Genomic DNA, 15712 nt, shown 5'->3' with positions numbered 1-15712 from the left:
CCGGGGCTGTTGCGATGGGTGGTGCTGGGGTCCGAGCTGTGGTTCCGAGCTGTGGGGCGACGTCTCACCAGGAGGTCGCGATGTACTGGGCCTCCATGAACTCGAGGAGGCCCTCGGTGCTGCCCTCACGTCCGAGGCCGCTCTGCTTGGTGCCGCCGAACGGTGCGGCAGGGTCGGAGACCAGGCCGCGGTTGAGGCCGACCATCCCGCTCTCGATGCCCTCCGCCAGGCGGAGGCCACGGGCGAGGTCGCGGGTGTAGAGGTAGCTGACCAAGCCGTAGTCGGTGTCGTTGACGAGACCGAGCACGTCACCCTCGTCCTCGATGCGGACGACCGGGGCCACGGGTCCGAAGACCTCCTCGTGGAGGATCCGCGCCTCCAGCGGTACGTCGACCAGCACCGTCGGCGGGTAGAAGTGGCCGGGTCCGTCGCCGGGACGCCCGCCCACGAGGACGCGTGCGCCGCGGTCGACGGCGTCCCGCACCAGCGAGTCGACCTTGTCGACGGCGGCAGCGTTGATGAGGGGGCCGCACTGGTAGGACTCGTCGGTGCCGGGGCCGACCTCGATGGCTCCCATCCGCTGGACGAGCCCGTCGACGAACGCATCGTGGACGTCGGCGTGCACGAAGAAGCGGTTGGCCGCGGTGCATGCCTGGCCCCCGTTGCGCATCTTCGCGACCATCGCGCCCTCGAGGGCCGCGTCGACGTCGGCGTCGCCGAGGACGACGAACGGGGCGTTGCCGCCGAGCTCCATCGCGCACTTCAGCACGCCGTCGGCGGCGATGCGCAGGAGGATCCGGCCGACCTCGGTCGAGCCGGTGAACGACACCATCTTCGTGCGGCGGTCCCGCAGCATCGTCTCGACCACCGGTCCGGGCTCGGACGTCGTGACGACGTTGACGACACCGGCGGGGAGACCGGCCTCCTCGAGGATCGCGGCGACGGCGAGCGCGGTGAGCGGCGTCTCCTCCGCCGGCTTGAGCACCATGGTGCAGCCCGCGGCGAGTGCCGGTCCGATCTTGCGCGTGGCCATCGCGGCCGGGAAGTTCCACGGCGTGATGAGCACGCTCACGCCGACCGGCTGGTAGCCGACGAGCAGGCGGTTGGCCCCGCTGGGCGAGGTGCCGAGCTGCCCGCGTAGCCGGACGCCCTCCTCGGCGTACCACCTGAAGAACTCGGCGGCGTAGCCCACCTCCGAACGGGCGTCGGCGAGCGACTTGCCGTTCTCGAGGCTGATCAGGAGCGCGAGCTCCTCGCTGCGCTCGTGCATCAGCTCGAAGGCCCGCATGAGGACCTCGGCGCGCGAACGGGGCGAGGTGGCCGCCCACGAGGACGCGGCAGCGGCCGCCGCGTCGACGGCCGCCGTGGCGTCAGTGGGATCGGCGTCGGCGACCGTGGCCAGCACCGTGTCGTTGGCCGGGTCGCGGACCTCCAGCTGACGGCCACCGGCGGCCGGACGCCACGAGCCGCCCACCAGCAGCTCGGTCGGGACGGGGATCGTGTCGATCACCGGGCGGAGGGAGGAGTCCATCAGCGTCATCGCAGGTCTCCCGTCCCGGCGAGGTCGGCGGCGGCCACGGTGCCCGAGTCGCGGAGCGCGGCCCGGTCACCGGAGTGCGCCGCACGGACGATGTGCTCGAGCGCGTCGACGTCGAGCCGTCGCGGGTTGTTGGCGACGAGACGCTCGGCACCGATGGCCTGCTCGGCGGTCCACCTCAGCTGGTCGTGCGGGAGCCCCAGCTCGGCGAGGGTCCTGGGGACGCCCACCGACGACAGCAGCGTGGCGACGCGGTCGATGGCCTCGTCCGCCAGGTCCTCCGTGGAGGCCTCGCGGGAGGCGCCCATCGCGAGGGCGACCTGGGCGAGCTCGGCGACCCGGGTGGGCCGGTTGAACTCCATGACGTAGGGCAGCAGCGCGCCGACGCCGAGTCCGTGCGGGGTGTGCGTCAGCGCCCCGACGGGGTACTGGATCGCGTGCGCCGCGGCCGTGCCGGCGGTGCCGAGGGCGAAGCCGCCGGCGGTGGCGCCGAGCATCATCGCCTCCCGGGCGGTGGTGTCGTCCGGGTCGGACCACGCCCGCTCCAGGCTGCCCGCGATGAGCCCGATACCCAGGAGCGCGTAGGTGTCGGTGAGCTCGTTCTTGCCGACGAACACCCGCTCGGCCGCCAGCTCGGCGGCGACGGGGCGTCGCACGGCCGTGAAGGCCTCGATCACGTGGGAGAGGGCGTCGGCACCCGCGCTCGCGGTGAGCGGCGGCGGGCAGCCCCGGGTGAGCTCGGGGTCGCAGATGGCCGTGTGCGGGATGAGGTGCGGGCTGGAGATCCCGACCTTGCTCACCCGCGCGGGATCGGTCAGCACCGCGACCGGCGTGACCTCGGACCCGGTCCCGGCGGTGGTCGGGACGGCCACGACCGGCACGACCGGGCCCGGCACGCGGAACTCGCCGTAGTAGTCGGACGGCTGGCCTCCGTGGGCCAGGACCACCGCCACCGCCTTCGCGAGGTCCAGGCAGCTGCCACCACCCATGCCGACGACGACGTCGGGCGAGGTCTCGCGGGCCAGCGCGGCGCACTCGCCGACCTGGTGGACGGGCACGTCGGGCTCGACCTCGGTGTACGTCGTCACCTCGACACCTGCCTCCTCGATCAGCCGGACCAGCTCGGCGAACTCGGGGGTCGCGCCGAACCGCGCATCGGTACAGACCAGTGCGCGCGAACCGAGGGCCGCGACGACCGGTCCCAGGGCGCGGCGCTGGCCGGCGCCGAACAGCACCTGACGTGGTCCGCGCAGGACTCCGAGCATGCTCATGTGGGCTCCGAAGAGGTCGGTGATGCGAGACGATCGGATGGCCACCACCCGACACCGCGAGCCGTTTCCTATACGATCTGATTGGCGAGAGCATGAGGGAGCACTACGGTGTGTGTCAACCGACACACCGGGACTCTTCCCGCGGCATGACATCCGTGGTAGGTCGTTGCGACGAACCACCGAAGCACGACAGACGCATCACCAGGCGTTGCCCCCGCCCGCCCGCACACACCCCCGGCACACACCCCCCGACACACCCGGCACCACCGATGCTCGACGAAGGGATCCGCCCGTGGACGGCGTAGTGAAGGCGTGGCAACCACCCGGCCCGGGCGCCCGGGACGGCAGGGCGGCACCGCCGACCCGGCACACCGGCCGACTGGCCGAGGAGGTCTACGGCAAGCTGCTCGCGCAGCTGATGTCGCTGCGGATCGTCCCGGACTCACGGGTCACGATCGACGCCCTGGCTCGCGAGATGGGGGTCTCGCAGACCCCGATCCGCGACGCCCTCAACCGGATGGAGGCCGACGGGCTGGTCGTCCGGGTCCCCAACGCCGGCTATCGGATCCCGCCGCAGATCACGCGGCAACGCTTCGAGGACATGGTCGAGCTGCGCCTGCTGCTGGAGCCGTCCGCTGCACGGCACGCGGCCGAACGCGCCTCGGCCGAGCAGGTGGCCGAGCTGCGACGCATGCTCGAGGAGATGGCCGAGCTGGCGGAGAACCACGGCCACCTGTCGTACGGGGCGTTCGGCCTCCGCGACGCCGCGTTCCACGACCTGGTGGCCGCGAGCGCCGGCAACCAGGTCGTGCGCGAGGCGCTCGCGCGGCTGCACACCCACGTCCACCTGTTCCGGCTCGTCTACGACAACGAGGTCACGTTCCTGGCCATGGGCGAGCACGACGCCGTCCTCGCGGCGATCGCCGCGCGCGACCCCGATGCGGCGGCCTACGCCATGCGGCAGCACATCCTGCTGTCGCGCGACCGCTTCCGCCGGCTCTTCCACGACGACCGGGCGCAAGAGGACCAGACCGATGCTTGACGCATGCCGTCCGACCAGCGATTGTTGTCCTCGTCACACCAGATCCGATCGGATTTGATCCGTCATCCCATCGGACCCCTCATCCGACCCAGCCCCACCCAGCAAGGAGACCGCAGGTGCCCAGAGCTCTGCTCCTGGCCGGCGACGCCGCCGAGGAACTCGACACGATGTACCCCTACTACCGCGTCCAGGAGGGCGGCTGGGACGTCGACGTCTCGTCCAAGACCCTGCGCGACATCCAGCTGGTGATCCACGAGTTCGACCCGAACTGCGACGCCTACGTCGAGAAGGACGGTCGCAAGCTGCCCGTCGACGTGCCGTGGTCCGAGGTCGACGTCGACCTCTACGACGCCCTGATCATCCCCGGAGGCCGGGCGCCCGAGTGGATCCGCACCGACGACCACGTCCGACGGATCACCGAGCACTTCTTCGCCAAGGACCTGCCCATCGCCCTGGTGTGCCACGGCGCGCAGGTCCCGGCCGTCTACGGCCTGCTCAAGGGGCGCAAGACCGCCTGCTTCCCTCCCATCACGGGGGACATGGAGAACGCCGGGGCGACGGTCATCGACGCTCCCGACGTCGTCGACGGAAACCTGGTCTCGTGCCGCGGCTGGCCCGACATGCCGTGGTTCGGCCGGGCGATGATGAAGCTGTTCTCCGAGTCCGTCGCCGGCGACGTCACCGAGGCGAAGTCCGCATGAGCGGCTCCGCCGGGCACGGGTGAGCGCCTCACGGACGCTCGACGTCCACGACTCACCCGTCCACCTCCTCGACCTCGGGGACGGCCCGGCGGTGCTCCTCCTCCACGGCTCCGGACCCGGCACCACCGGGTCCGGAGCCTGGCTGGCGACTGCAGATGCACACGCCGGCACCCATCGGGTGATCGCACCCGACCAGGCCGGCTTCGGCCGTACTCCCCTGCCGCCCGGGTCCAACGGCGGCCTGCGCACCTGGACCGACCAGGCAGCCGCCCTCATGGAAGCGCTCGGGATCGACACCTACGCGGTGGTCGGCCACTCGATGGGCGGTGCCGTGGCGATGTCCCTGGCCGCCACCCGTCCAGCACACGTCACCGCGGTCGTCGGCGTCTCGTCGATGGGCGCACCGGGCGCACCCCTGTCCGAGGACCTCGACGCCCTCTGGGGTGCCGAGCCCGGCACCGCGGGCGCGCGCGACATGCTCAGCCGCCTCTTCCACGACCAGTCCCTCGTCACCGCGTCCGCCGTCGCGGCCCGCGCGGAGGCCATGGAGGCCGGCGCGGCGTCGTACGACGTCCTCTTCCCGCCGCCGCGCGAGCGCTGGTCCGACGACCTGACCCTCTCCCCCGCCACGGTCGAGGCCGTCATCGCACCGGTGCTGCTCGTCCACGGCGCCCAGGACCGGGTCACCCCGCTGCGGACCGCGGCCCTCCCCCTGCTCGACCTGCTCCCCGACGTCCGCCTCCACGTGCTGGGCCGGTGCGGGCACGCCCCCTTCGTCGAGCATCCCGCGGAGTTCCGGCAGGTCGTGGCGGAGTTCCTCGCCCGCACCGCGCGCTAGACGAAGGGTTCGTACGTCGGCTCCGGCAGCGGACCGGTCGTGGCGTCCCGAGCCACCTCGTAGCCGTGGGCGACCTCGACCAGCGTCGCCTCGGACCCGGCAGTGCCCCAGAACGAGACGGCCACCGGCAGGCCCGCCGCGAGCTCGGTGGGCACGGTCAGGAGCGGGTAGCCCGCCACCGCGGTCGGACCGCTGCAGGACCCGGGAAAGGACTCGGGGTTGACCAGGTCGATCGGGTTGGCCGGTGCGTAGGACGGGGTGACGAGCGCGTCGAGGTCGTGCTCGCGCAGCACGCCGTCGATGGCCGCGCGGGCGGCCTCCGCACTGCGGGCACGTGCCTGGCGGTGCGCCACGTCGCCGGCTCGAGGACCCTCGAGTGCCCTCTCGAACAGCGACTGGCCGAAGTGCGCGAGCTCGGTCCCGGCGTGCTCGCGGTTGAAGCGCACGAGCTCGTCCAGCGTGCGCGGCACGCCACCCGAACGCGTCGCGAGGTAGTCCGCGACGCCCGAGCGGAACTCGGCCAGCAGGACGAGGAGCTCGTCGTCCCACACCTCCTCACCCAGCTCCGGCAGGTCCGTCGCGTCGACCACCACGGCTCCCTGGGCCGCGAGCAGCGCGACCGCCCGCTCGGCCGCCGCGTCGGCGTGGGGCGAGTAGCCCCAGTAGGTCGAACGCGGCACCCCGATCCGCTTGCCGGCGAGCCGGCCCTCCACCGCGTGCGAGGCGAGGTCGCGACCGTCGCCGGCGAGGACCGACAGCAGCGCAGCCGCGTCGCGGACGGTGCGGGCCATCGGACCGGGCGAGTCCTGCGAGGCGGAGATCGGCACCACCCCCTCGGTGGGGACGGTGCCGACGGTGGGCTTGATGCCGACGCACCCGTTGAACGCGGCGGGGCAGGTGATCGAACCGTCCGTCTCGGTGCCGATGGCGTACGACGCCAGGCCGGCCGCCACGGCCGCGCCGCTGCCCGAGCTCGAACCGCCCGCCGAGCGGTTGAGGGCGTAGGGGTTGCGGGTCAGGCCGCCGTAGGCGCTCCACCCCGACGCCGAGCCCTCGTCACGGATGTTGGCCCACTCCGAGAGGTTGGTCTTGCCGAGCACGACCATCCCTGCCTCGCGCAGGCGGGCGACGAGCGTCGCGTCGTGCGCGGGTGGCGGGGCGTCGGCCAACGCCAGCGAGCCCGCGGTGGTGGGGAGGTCGTGGGTATCGACGTTGTCCTTGACCAGCACCGCGCGACCGTGGAGCGGGCCGCGCGAGCGACCCTCGGCGGCCTCGCGGTCGAGGCGGTCGGCCTGCCCGAGCGCATCGGGGTGGACCGTGCACACCGCGTTGACCAGCGGCTCGACCACGTCCATGCGGGCCAGGAGCGCCTCGACCTCGTCCCGGGCGGTGGCGGGCGTGCTGCTGGTGTCCATCGAGCTCCTCGTGGTGGAAGGGGCAGGAATGCGAGGAGCCGGTCCCGGAGGACCGGCTCCCGCACGCGCCAGGCGTCGCTTGGTGCTGCCCGACGTCGGTGCTACTTGAAGATGCTGTACCCGCCCGGCCCGACGGCGAGGCCGACGATGATGAGGACGATGCCCCACAGCAGCTGGCCACGCACGAGCGAGACGATGCCGGACACCACGAGGATGACGGCGAGGATCCACAGCAAGAACATCATGATGGTGCTCCCTCCCTAGGTTTTCACCGTCAAAACTAGCCAGCGCGGCGAGGTCGCACGAACCGGGCACACCCCTACGCGGGGGTCACCCCTCCTCGCGCAGCCGCGGCGGCGTGAACTCCTCGGGGTGGAAGCCGGTCTTGTCGGCGTAGAACTCGCGCAGCACGTCCATGTCGGCCTTCACGTCACCGGTCGGGTGGAAGGTCGGTCCCCAGCCGACGGTGCGCGAGGGCACGTCGAGGAAGGCGAGCGTGATCGGGAGCCCCGTCTGCTGGGCGATGCGGTAGAAGCCCGACTTCCAGTACTCCCCGCGCGAGCGCGTGCCCTCGGCGGCGATCCCGATGAGCCACGGGTCGTCTCCCTCGGACTCGGCGAGCATCGCCTTGATGGTGGCCGACGGGTTCTTGCGGTCGAGCTCCACCGCGCCGGTGCGTCGCAGCAGCCAGCCGAGCGGGCCGACGAAGAGCTCCTTCTTGACCAGCAGCTTGATGTCGATGCCGTAGGTCCAGCCCAGGAGCAGGGTGAGCACCCAGTCCCAGTTCGACGTGTGTGGCGCGCCCACCAGCACACCGCGCTGCGGCACCTCGCCGACCGCCTGCCAGCGCGCGGCCCGCAGCGCGAGCCTGGCGACCCTACGTCGAAGCACGGGCACGTCCCTTCCTGCGCTCGCGCGCGAGGTCCCAGAGGTAGTGGTCGAAGTCGACCTCGAGCGTGTGGCGCGGCGAGGCGTAGAACTGCTTCCTGTCCCGCTCGTGCTCGGCGCGCATCTGACGCCGTACGACGGAGGGGTGCGGCGGCACGTAGCCGCCGGTCAGCGTCTCGGCGATCCACGACGACTGCGCCTCGGCGATCGGCATCACGGCGCCGATGGCCTGCACCAGACCGATGAAGTAGAGGCCGGGCAGGTCGGGGTGCACGGTCCGCTTCCACAGCGGCAGCTCGTTGTCGCGCACGGACACCAGGTCGTCGTCCAGGAACGGGAAGCTCACCCGGTAGCCGGTGGCCCACACGATGAGGTCGGCCGGGGCGCTGGTGCCGTCGACGAAGACCACCCGGTCGCCGTCGAGCCGCTCGATGCCCGGCCGGGGCGTGATGGCGCCCGCCTCGAGACGCTCACGGATGTGCGCGGAGTTGACCGGGTGCGACTGGCCGGGCTTGTGGCTGGGCCGGGGCAGGCCGTACTTCGTCATGCTGCCCGAGGCGGTGGCGCCGATCCGCATCCGCGCGGCGGTCACCCACCACGGCATCCAGCCGGGCAGGGCCACCTGGTCGGCCGGCCTGCCGAAGAGGTGCTTCTTGAGCACCCACTCGGTACGACGCACCGACCAGGTGGTCGTCCGCGCGCGGTGCGAGGCCTCCACCGAGATGTCCATGGCGGAGTTGCCGGCACCGACGACGACCACGTCGCGGCCGGCGAGCTGGTCGCCCGAGCGGAAGTCGTGGGCGTGCATCTGCTCGCCGTCGAAGGCGCCCGGGTATGCCGGCTCGGGCCAGCGGGCGTCCCAGTGGTGGCCGTTGGCGACCAGCACCGCGTCGTAGGTGCGGGTCTCGGTGCCGTCAGGCCCAGTGATCCGCACGTCCCAGCGTCCGTCCGACGTCGGCGAGACCTGCTCGACCGTCGTGCCGAAGGTGATGGTGTCGCGGAAGCCGAAGTGGTCGACGTACTGCTCGAAGTAGGCGGCGACCTGGTCGTGCCGCGCGTAGTCGGGGTAGTCGGCCGGCATCGGGAAGTCGGAGTAGGCCATGCGGGGGCACGACGTGTTGATCTCGAGGCTCTCGTAGCAGGCGGACGTGCCGTTGGAGTTGTCGTGGACCCAGTTGCCGCCGATGTCGTGGCCGCGCTCGAAGCAGTCGAACGGGATGCCCGCGAGGTAGAGGTGCTTGGCCGCGGTGATGCCGGACGAGCCGGCGCCGATCACGCAGGCGCGGGGCAGCGACTCGTCGACCGGGACGGGCGCGGTGACGGCGGGTGCGCGGTCGCGCTGCTTGACGGAGTAGGCCATCGCGGGTCCTGGAGGTTCCTAGAGGTAGAGGCCGGTCGAGCCGCCCTCGAGGCGCTCGGCCGCGACCGCGTGGACGTCACGCTCGCGCATCACGACGTAGACCTCGCCCTGGACCTCGACCTCCGACTTGTCCTCGGGGTCGAAGAGGACGCGGTCACCCACCTCGACAGCGCGGGCGTGCGGGCCGACGGCGATGACGCGTGACCAGGCCAGCCTCCGCGCACCCATGGCCGCGGTGGCGGGGATGACGATGCCGCCGGACGAGCGGCGCTCACCGGCCTCCGCGTCCACCTCGACCAGGACCCGGTCGTGGAGCATCTTGATCGGGGCGCTCATGTCGCTGCGTACGGCGTTCAGCCGGCGACCTTGCGGACGATCGCGAGCAGGACGACCACGCCGACGACCGCGCCGGCGGCCTTCAGGATGTTGTCGGTGCGCGGCTCACCGGTGTCGAGGTCCACGAACGTCGACTTCACCGTCGTCACCTGGCGGCCGACGATCGTCTTGGGGTGGGCGCGGTGCGCGAGCTGGTCGATCGTCGAGGCGAGGCGCTGGCGCGTCTCCTCGATCTCGCGCTCGAGCGCGCTCATGTCCTGGGTCACCCGGGAAGGCTATCAACGGCCCCGTCGGGTCCGGGACTCCGAGCTTGTTGCAACTGACGTGCAATAGCATCGAGGAGTGAACAACCCGCTTCGCTCCTTCACCGCCCTCGACCGCCGCCACATCCTCGGGATGGGCGCCGTCGTGGTCCTCCTCAACGTGGTGGGCTGGGGAGTGCTGGTCCTTGCCGTCGCACCCCAGCGCTTCGACGTCGGCAGCGCGGGCGTCTTCGGCATCGGGCTCGGGGTCGCAGCCTTCCTGCTCGGCGCGCGCCACGCCTTCGACGCCGACCACATCGCGGCGATCGACAACACCACCCGCAAGCTCGTCGGCGACGGCTCCCCCGCCACCACGACCGGCTTCTGGTTCGGGATGGGCCACTCGAGCGTCGTCTTCGGGCTCAGCCTCCTCCTCGCGATCGGCGTACGGGCGCTGGCGGACCCCGTCAAGGACGACGGCTCCGTCCTGCAGGGCACGCTCGGCACGATCGGCACGCTCACGGCCGGCACGTTCCTGATCGTGATCGGCCTGATGAACCTCAGTGCGCTCGTCGGCATCGTGCACGCCTACCGCCACCTGCGGGCGGGCACCTTCGACGAGGAGCATCTCGAGCACCACCTGCACAACCGCGGCTTCCTCGCCCGGATCTTCCGGCGCAGCACCCAGAAGGTCACCCGCGCCCGCCACCTCTATCCCGTCGGCCTGCTGATGGGCCTCGGCTTCGACACCGCCACCCAGGTCGCGCTGCTCGTCCTCGCCGGCGGCACGGCCGCCTTCGCGCTCCCCTGGTACGCCATCCTCACGCTGCCGGTGCTCTTCGCCGCCGGGATGGTGCTCTTCGACTCCCTCGACGGGATCCTGATGACCCGCGCGTACTCGTGGGCGTTCCTCAAGCCGATCCGCAAGATCTACTACAACCTGACCGTCACGGTCCTGTCCGTCACCGTCGCGCTCTCGATCGGCCTGCTCCTGCTCGTGCAGCTCGCGTCCGAGTGGGTGCCGGGCCTGGCCTGGGCCGGGAGCCTCGACCTCGAGTACGTCGGCTTCGGGCTCGTGGCATTGTTCCTGCTCGTCTGGGCAGCCAGCGTCGCGTGGTACCACCTGGGCCGCGTCGAGGAGAAGTTCGAGAAGGGAATCGCATGACCGACCGCCTCACCCCCGGCGACACCGCACCGGACTTCACGCTCACCAGCGACACCGAGGAGCAGGTGAGCCTCGCGGACCTCCGCGGCAAGAAGGTGATCGTCTACTTCTACCCGGCGGCGATGACGCCCGGCTGCACCAAGCAGGCCTGCGACTTCTCCGAGTCCCTCGACTCGCTCCGGGGCGCGGGCTACGAGGTGCTCGGCATCTCCAAGGACAAGCCGGCCAAGCTCGCGAAGTTCCGCGAGCGCGACGCCCTCACCCTGACGCTCCTCTCCGACGAGGACCTCGACGTGCACCGGGCCTACGGCGCCCACGGCACCAAGAAGCTCTACGGCAAGGAGGTCGAGGGCGTGATCCGCTCGACCTTCGTGATCGACGAGGACGGCACGGTCGAGCTCGCGCAGTACAACGTCAAGGCCACCGGCCACGTCGCCAAGCTGCGCCGGGACCTCGGCCTCGACTGAGGCGTACGACGCTTGCCACACGTGTCCGCGAGGTGGCCCTGGCGACCCGCCTCGAGGGCCATGTCCCGGACACGTGTGAGGATTGGCCCGCGCGCTCGTAGCCCAATTGGCAGAGGCACCAGGTTTAGGTCCTGGCCAGTGAGAGTTCGAGTCTCTCCGAGCGCACTCGCCCCGCGTCGGCGCGTCTCAGCGGCCTGAGAGGTCTTCAGCCACTGTCGGGGCCAGCTCGCGCAGCGCGCGGCCGCGGTGGGAGATGCGGTCCTTCTCGGCCGGGTCGAGCTCGGCGGACGTGAGCCCACGCCCGTCGGCTTCGCCCGCGTGCTCGTCGGCGACGAAGACGACGTCGTAGCCGAAGCCGCCGCTCCCCCGCTGCTCGCGGATGATCCGGCCCGGCATCCGGCCCTCGACGACACGCTCGGTGCCGTCGGGCAGCACCCACGCGATGGCGCACGTGAAGTGCGCGCCGCGGCGCTCGTCCGGTACGTCGTGGAGCTGGGCCAGCAGGAGCTCGTTGTTGCGGTCGTCCGACTTGGGCGGGCCCGACCACCGGGCCGACAACACACCCGGCATGCCGTTGAGGGCGTCGACGCAGAGCCCGCTGTCGTCGGCGATCGACGGCAGCCCGGTCGCGGCGACACCCGCGCGTGCCTTGAGCAGCGCGTTGCCCTCGAACGTCGGCTGGTCCTCCACCGGCTCGACGTAGCCGTCGATGTTGTGGATCCCGAGGACCTCGATGTCTGCGACGTGCTCGACCAGGATGCGCTGCATCTCGGCGATCTTCTTCGCGTTGCCGGAGGCGAGGAAGACGCGTGGTTTCGAGGCTCGCTGCGCTCGCACCTCAACCACCGATCGACAGCGCGTCCTGCTGCATGCGCGTCAGGTCGGCACAGCCCTTCTCGGCCAGGCTCAGGAGGGCGTCGAGCTCGGCCCGGTCGAAGGCGGCGCCCTCGGCCGTGCCCTGCACCTCGACGAACGAGCCCTCGCCCGTCATCACGACGTTCATGTCGGTCTCGGCGCGGACGTCCTCGACGTAGGGCAGGTCGAGGCGCGGGACGCCGTCGATGATGCCGACGCTCACCGCCGCGACCGACCCCGTGAGCGGCTCGCCGGCCAGCGCGCCGCTCGAACGCAGGTGCGCGACGGCGTCGGCGAGCGCGACGTACGCGCCGGTGATCGCCGCCGTGCGGGTGCCGCCGTCGGCCTGGAGGACGTCGCAGTCCAGGACGATCGTGTTCTCGCCGAGCGCCCGGTAGTCGATGACGGCACGCAGCGAGCGGCCGATCAGTCGCGAGATCTCGTGGGTACGCCCCCCGATGCGGCCCTTGACCGACTCGCGGTCGGAGCGGGTGTTGGTGGCAGCCGGGAGCATGGCGTACTCCGCCGTGACCCAGCCCAGGCCCGAGCCCTTGCGCCAGCGCGGCACGCCCTCGGAGGCCGAGGCGGCGCACAGCACCTTGGTGCCCCCGAACTCGACGAGCACCGAGCCCGCGGCGTGGTCGAGCCAGTGTCGGGTGATCGTGACCGGCCGGAGCTCGTCGTCGGCGCGGCCGTCGGCGCGCGGGGTCGCAGAGGGGGTCGCAGAGGGGGTGTCGGAGGGTGCAGCAGTCATGGGCACGACCCTAGACGCGGGAGGCGACACCAGGAGAAATGTGCGGAGCCGGGTCCGGTCACCCCCGTGAGTCACCGGCCCCGGCTCGCGCGAGGTCCCTACCCCTGTGGGACCCCTACGCGCAGCCCCACGCCGCGCAGCTCCCTCCGCGGTCAAGCAAGGGTCACCTTGACGGCGGCCCCGGCGCATCAGTCCAAAGTAGGAGTGTCCGTCGCTAGGCTCGCGGCCGTGCAGACCCGTCCCGCTGCCTCCGAGACCCAGCCACCCCTGCGCTGGGTGGACCACGCGTGGCGCGACGCGATCTGCGTGGTGTTCTCGGCGGTCGTGTGGCTCAACGTCGCCGAGGTCGAGTGGCGCGAGCACCGGACCCTCTTCGTCGTCGAGGTCGTGCTGGGCGCCGCGGCCTTCGTGCTGGTGCACTTCCGACGACGCGCGCCCGTGCCGATCGCGCTCGTGATCGCGGCGATGAGCGCCGCGTCAGGGATCGCCGCAGGTCCGGCGACGCTCGCGGCCGTGTCGGTCGCGACCCGTCGCCACCTGCCCCAGGTCCTCGTGGTCGGCGCGGCCAACTTCGCAGCTGCCCAGACCTGGACCACGATCGCTCCCCTCGTCGACAACGACGAGCTGATCACCCTCCTCGTCAACCTCGTCGTCAACGCCGGGATGATGGGCTGGGGCCTCTACATCGGCTCGCGACGCGAGCTGCTGTGGACCCTGCGCGCACGCGCCGAGCGGGCCGAGACCGAGCAGGAGCTGCGGATCGGCCAGGCCCGCGCGACCGAGCGAGCCCGCATCGCCCGCGAGATGCACGACGTGCTGGCGCACCGGATCACGCAGGTGTCCATGCAGGCGGGTGCGCTGGCCTTCCGCGACGACCTCGACAGCGAACGGCTGCGCGAGGGCCTCGGCCAGATCCAGGGCCAGGCCAACGACGCCCTCCACGAGCTCCGTGACGTCCTCGGCGTGCTGCGCGAGGACGCCCCCGGGCCGACGGCGGCGCGGCCCCAGCCGACGTACAACGACATCGCGGCGCTGGTCGCCGAGGCCCGCGACCTCGGGCTCGACGTCCGCTGGACCGACGGCGTCGACGGGGCGGCACCGGTGCCGTCCGCGACCGGTCGCACGATCTACCGGATCGTCCAGGAGGGCATCACCAACGCCCGCAAGCACGCCCCGGGCTCGGAGGTCGTCATCACCTCCGCGGGCGACCCCGCGTCGGGGATCACCGTGGTGCTCGCCAACCCGCTCGCGGGCGGTTCGGAGACCCGTCGGGCCGGTGCCCCGGGCGCCGGCCTCGGGCTCGTCGGGCTGCGCGAGCGCACCGAGCTGCGGGGTGGGCGGCTCGACCACCGCGCCGACGGTGCACGCTTCGTGCTGGAGGCTTGGCTACCGTGGACGGCGTGATCAGCGTGCTGCTCGTCGACGACGACCCCCTCGTCCGTTCGGCGCTCGCGCTGATGCTCGGCGGGCAGAGCGACATCGAGGTGGTCGGGGAGGCACCCAACGGACAGGAGGGCGTCGCGCTCGTCGGCGAGCTCGACCCCGACGTGGTGCTGATGGACATCCGGATGCCCGTGATGGACGGGCTCGAGGCCACCCAGGTGCTGCACCAGCAGCCCGCGCCGCCGGCCGTGGTCGTGCTGACCACCTTCGACGCCGACGACCACGTCGTCCGCGCGGTGGCCGCCGGTGCGGACGGCTTCCTCCTCAAGGACACCCCGCCCGGCGACATCGTCCACGCCATCCGCACGGTCGCCGCCGGTGACGCCATGCTGTCGCCGTCGGCGACCCGCAGCATCGTGGCGCGGCTGCGCAGCGCCACCTCCACCGACCGCTCGGCCGCCGCGGCCGACCGGCTGACCGTGCTGACCGAGCGCGAGCTCGAGGTCGCGGTCGCGGTCGGGCGCGGGCTCAGCAACTCCGAGATCGCCTCGGAGCTCTACCTCTCCGTGCCGACCGTGAAGTCCCACGTGTCGCGGCTGCTGACCAAGCTCGAGAGCACCAACCGCGTGCAGGTGGCGATGGTCGTGCACGACGCCGGACTGGTCTGAGCCCGGCCCGCTGCAGGACCGTCGGGCTCAGACGTCGTACGTCGCGCCGGCGCGGGCGAGCTCGATCGATCCCGACCACTCGGCGCGGGCCTCGGCCTCGGCGACGGCCGGGTCGTGCCACGGCGGGACGTGGGTGAGGACCAGCCGTCCGACGCCGGCGCGTGCGGCCGTACGACCGCAGTCGGTGCCGGTGAGGTGCAGGTCGGGCGGGTTGACCGCACCGCTCTCGAACGACGCCTCGGCCAGCAGCAGGTCCGCTCCGCTCGCCACCTCGTCGAGCGCGTCGCACGGTCCGGTGTCCCCGGAGTAGACGAGGGTCCGGCCACCGGCGCTCACCCGCAGCGCGTAGGCCGTCACCGGGTGCACCACCTGCCGCGCCTCGATGGCGAACGGCCCGATCTCGATCGGTCCGTCCCACGTCCGGAAGTCGAACTCCTCGGTCATGCCGGGGTCCGTCGGCAGGTCGTAGGCCCGCGCCATGCGGTCGGCGGTGCCGTCGGGTCCCCACACCGGGATCCGCGGCTGCGGGCCGGTCGGGTGGTAGCGGCGCATCACGTGGTAGCCGCAGAGGTCCAGGCAGTGGTCGGCGTGCAGGTGGCTGAGGAGCACCGCATCGATCGTGAGCGGGTCGACGTAGCGGTGGAGCTGCCCGAGGGCGCCGTTGCCGAGGTCGAGCAGGATGCGCCACGTGCGACCGTCCTGCTCCTCCTCCAGCAGGTAGCAGCTGGCGGACGAGTCGGGTCCGGGGTAGGAGCCGGAGCACCCCACGATCGTGAGCCTCACCCCTGCC

At 72.0% G+C, this 15712-nt stretch carries 18 protein-coding genes and 1 tRNA gene; 8 read left to right on the top strand and 11 right to left on the bottom strand.

What is annotated here, in order from left to right:
• Positions 1-64: 64 nt before the first annotated feature.
• On the bottom strand, positions 65-1531 hold the full coding sequence (locus L2K70_RS04530) for an NAD-dependent succinate-semialdehyde dehydrogenase (protein WP_236399652.1): 1467 nt from the start codon (positions 1529-1531) through the stop codon (positions 65-67).
• 5 nt (positions 1532-1536) lie between these two features.
• Positions 1537-2808 (bottom strand): iron-containing alcohol dehydrogenase, encoded by a 1272-nt coding sequence (locus L2K70_RS04525; protein ID WP_236399649.1) that lies wholly within the window; start codon positions 2806-2808, stop codon positions 1537-1539.
• Between the two features lie 292 nt (positions 2809-3100).
• Here L2K70_RS04525 and L2K70_RS04520 point away from each other — a divergent pair, with 292 nt between their 5' ends.
• The 3 genes from L2K70_RS04520 to L2K70_RS04510 all read left to right on the top strand — a co-directional run bounded on the left by L2K70_RS04520 (position 3101) and on the right by L2K70_RS04510 (position 5389).
• A complete protein-coding gene (locus L2K70_RS04520) occupies positions 3101-3850 on the top strand; it encodes a GntR family transcriptional regulator (protein ID WP_236399646.1) in 750 nt (249 codons plus the stop codon).
• Between the two features lie 116 nt (positions 3851-3966).
• Positions 3967-4551, top strand: a complete 585-nt coding sequence (locus tag L2K70_RS04515; RefSeq protein ID WP_236399643.1) for a DJ-1/PfpI family protein — start codon at positions 3967-3969, stop codon at positions 4549-4551.
• 19 nt (positions 4552-4570) lie between these two features.
• A complete protein-coding gene (locus tag L2K70_RS04510) occupies positions 4571-5389 on the top strand; it encodes an alpha/beta fold hydrolase (RefSeq protein ID WP_236399640.1) in 819 nt (272 codons plus the stop codon).
• On the opposite strand, the gene L2K70_RS04505 is transcribed toward L2K70_RS04510, so the two are convergent.
• The 6 genes from L2K70_RS04505 to L2K70_RS04480 form a co-directional block, all read right to left on the bottom strand.
• Positions 5386-6804, bottom strand: coding sequence for an amidase family protein (locus L2K70_RS04505; protein ID WP_236399637.1), 1419 nt, complete (start codon positions 6802-6804; stop codon positions 5386-5388). The two genes, L2K70_RS04510 and L2K70_RS04505, sit on opposite strands and share 4 nt — an antisense overlap.
• Positions 6805-6905: 101 nt before the next feature.
• Positions 6906-7049 (bottom strand): GPGG-motif small membrane protein, encoded by a 144-nt coding sequence (locus L2K70_RS04500; protein WP_236399634.1) that lies wholly within the window; start codon positions 7047-7049, stop codon positions 6906-6908.
• Positions 7050-7134: 85 nt separating this feature from the next.
• On the bottom strand, positions 7135-7695 hold the full coding sequence (locus L2K70_RS04495) for a 1-acyl-sn-glycerol-3-phosphate acyltransferase (RefSeq protein ID WP_236399631.1): 561 nt from the start codon (positions 7693-7695) through the stop codon (positions 7135-7137).
• The gene (locus L2K70_RS04490) at positions 7682-9052 is read right to left on the bottom strand and encodes a flavin-containing monooxygenase (RefSeq protein WP_236399629.1); all 1371 of its coding nucleotides are present in this window, start codon (positions 9050-9052) and stop codon (positions 7682-7684) included. Before L2K70_RS04490 ends, L2K70_RS04495 begins: the two co-directional genes overlap by 14 nt.
• Positions 9053-9070: 18 nt before the next feature.
• Positions 9071-9388 (bottom strand): GroES family chaperonin, encoded by a 318-nt coding sequence (locus L2K70_RS04485; protein ID WP_236399626.1) that lies wholly within the window; start codon positions 9386-9388, stop codon positions 9071-9073.
• Between the two features lie 17 nt (positions 9389-9405).
• Entirely contained in the window at positions 9406-9654 is a 249-nt protein-coding gene (locus L2K70_RS04480) for a DUF3618 domain-containing protein (RefSeq protein WP_236399622.1), read from the bottom strand.
• A gap of 76 nt (positions 9655-9730) precedes the next feature.
• On the opposite strand from L2K70_RS04480, the gene L2K70_RS04475 reads away from it, so the two are divergent.
• The 3 genes from L2K70_RS04475 (at position 9731) to L2K70_RS04465 (ending at position 11427) form a co-directional block, all read left to right on the top strand.
• On the top strand, positions 9731-10795 hold the full coding sequence (locus L2K70_RS04475) for a HoxN/HupN/NixA family nickel/cobalt transporter (protein WP_236399620.1): 1065 nt from the start codon (positions 9731-9733) through the stop codon (positions 10793-10795).
• Positions 10792-11262, top strand: a complete 471-nt coding sequence (gene bcp, locus L2K70_RS04470; protein WP_236399617.1) for a thioredoxin-dependent thiol peroxidase — start codon at positions 10792-10794, stop codon at positions 11260-11262. The genes L2K70_RS04475 and bcp overlap by 4 nt, the downstream gene beginning before the upstream one ends.
• 91 nt (positions 11263-11353) lie before the next feature.
• Positions 11354-11427: transfer RNA gene (locus L2K70_RS04465), tRNA-Leu, on the top strand.
• Between the two features lie 21 nt (positions 11428-11448).
• Here the strand turns inward: L2K70_RS04465 and rdgB are convergent.
• Both rdgB and rph read right to left on the bottom strand, forming a co-directional pair.
• Positions 11449-12099, bottom strand: coding sequence for an RdgB/HAM1 family non-canonical purine NTP pyrophosphatase (gene rdgB, locus L2K70_RS04460; RefSeq protein WP_308195730.1), 651 nt, complete (start codon positions 12097-12099; stop codon positions 11449-11451).
• A gap of 1 nt (position 12100) precedes the next feature.
• On the bottom strand, positions 12101-12871 hold the full coding sequence (gene rph / locus L2K70_RS04455; protein WP_236399615.1) for a ribonuclease PH: 771 nt from the start codon (positions 12869-12871) through the stop codon (positions 12101-12103).
• Between the two features lie 228 nt (positions 12872-13099).
• On the opposite strand from rph, the gene L2K70_RS04450 reads away from it, so the two are divergent.
• Together L2K70_RS04450 and L2K70_RS04445 are read left to right on the top strand one after the other, a co-directional pair.
• On the top strand, positions 13100-14275 hold the full coding sequence (locus L2K70_RS04450; RefSeq protein ID WP_236399612.1) for a sensor histidine kinase: 1176 nt from the start codon (positions 13100-13102) through the stop codon (positions 14273-14275).
• Positions 14272-14922 carry a response regulator gene (locus tag L2K70_RS04445; RefSeq protein ID WP_236399610.1) on the top strand — a complete coding sequence of 217 codons (651 nt, stop codon included), beginning with the start codon at positions 14272-14274 and terminating at the stop codon, positions 14920-14922. The genes L2K70_RS04450 and L2K70_RS04445 overlap by 4 nt, the downstream gene beginning before the upstream one ends.
• Positions 14923-14949: 27 nt before the next feature.
• On the opposite strand, the gene L2K70_RS04440 is transcribed toward L2K70_RS04445, so the two are convergent.
• Positions 14950-15705, bottom strand: coding sequence for an MBL fold metallo-hydrolase (locus L2K70_RS04440; protein WP_236399607.1), 756 nt, complete (start codon positions 15703-15705; stop codon positions 14950-14952).
• Positions 15706-15712 lie beyond the last annotated feature (7 nt).

This window comes from Nocardioides potassii (assembly GCF_021648885.1).
Classification (GTDB): domain Bacteria; phylum Actinomycetota; class Actinomycetes; order Propionibacteriales; family Nocardioidaceae; genus Nocardioides; species Nocardioides potassii.
The sequence above is the reverse complement of the archived record's forward strand: the minus strand, read 5'-3'. Positions and strand labels throughout refer to the sequence as shown.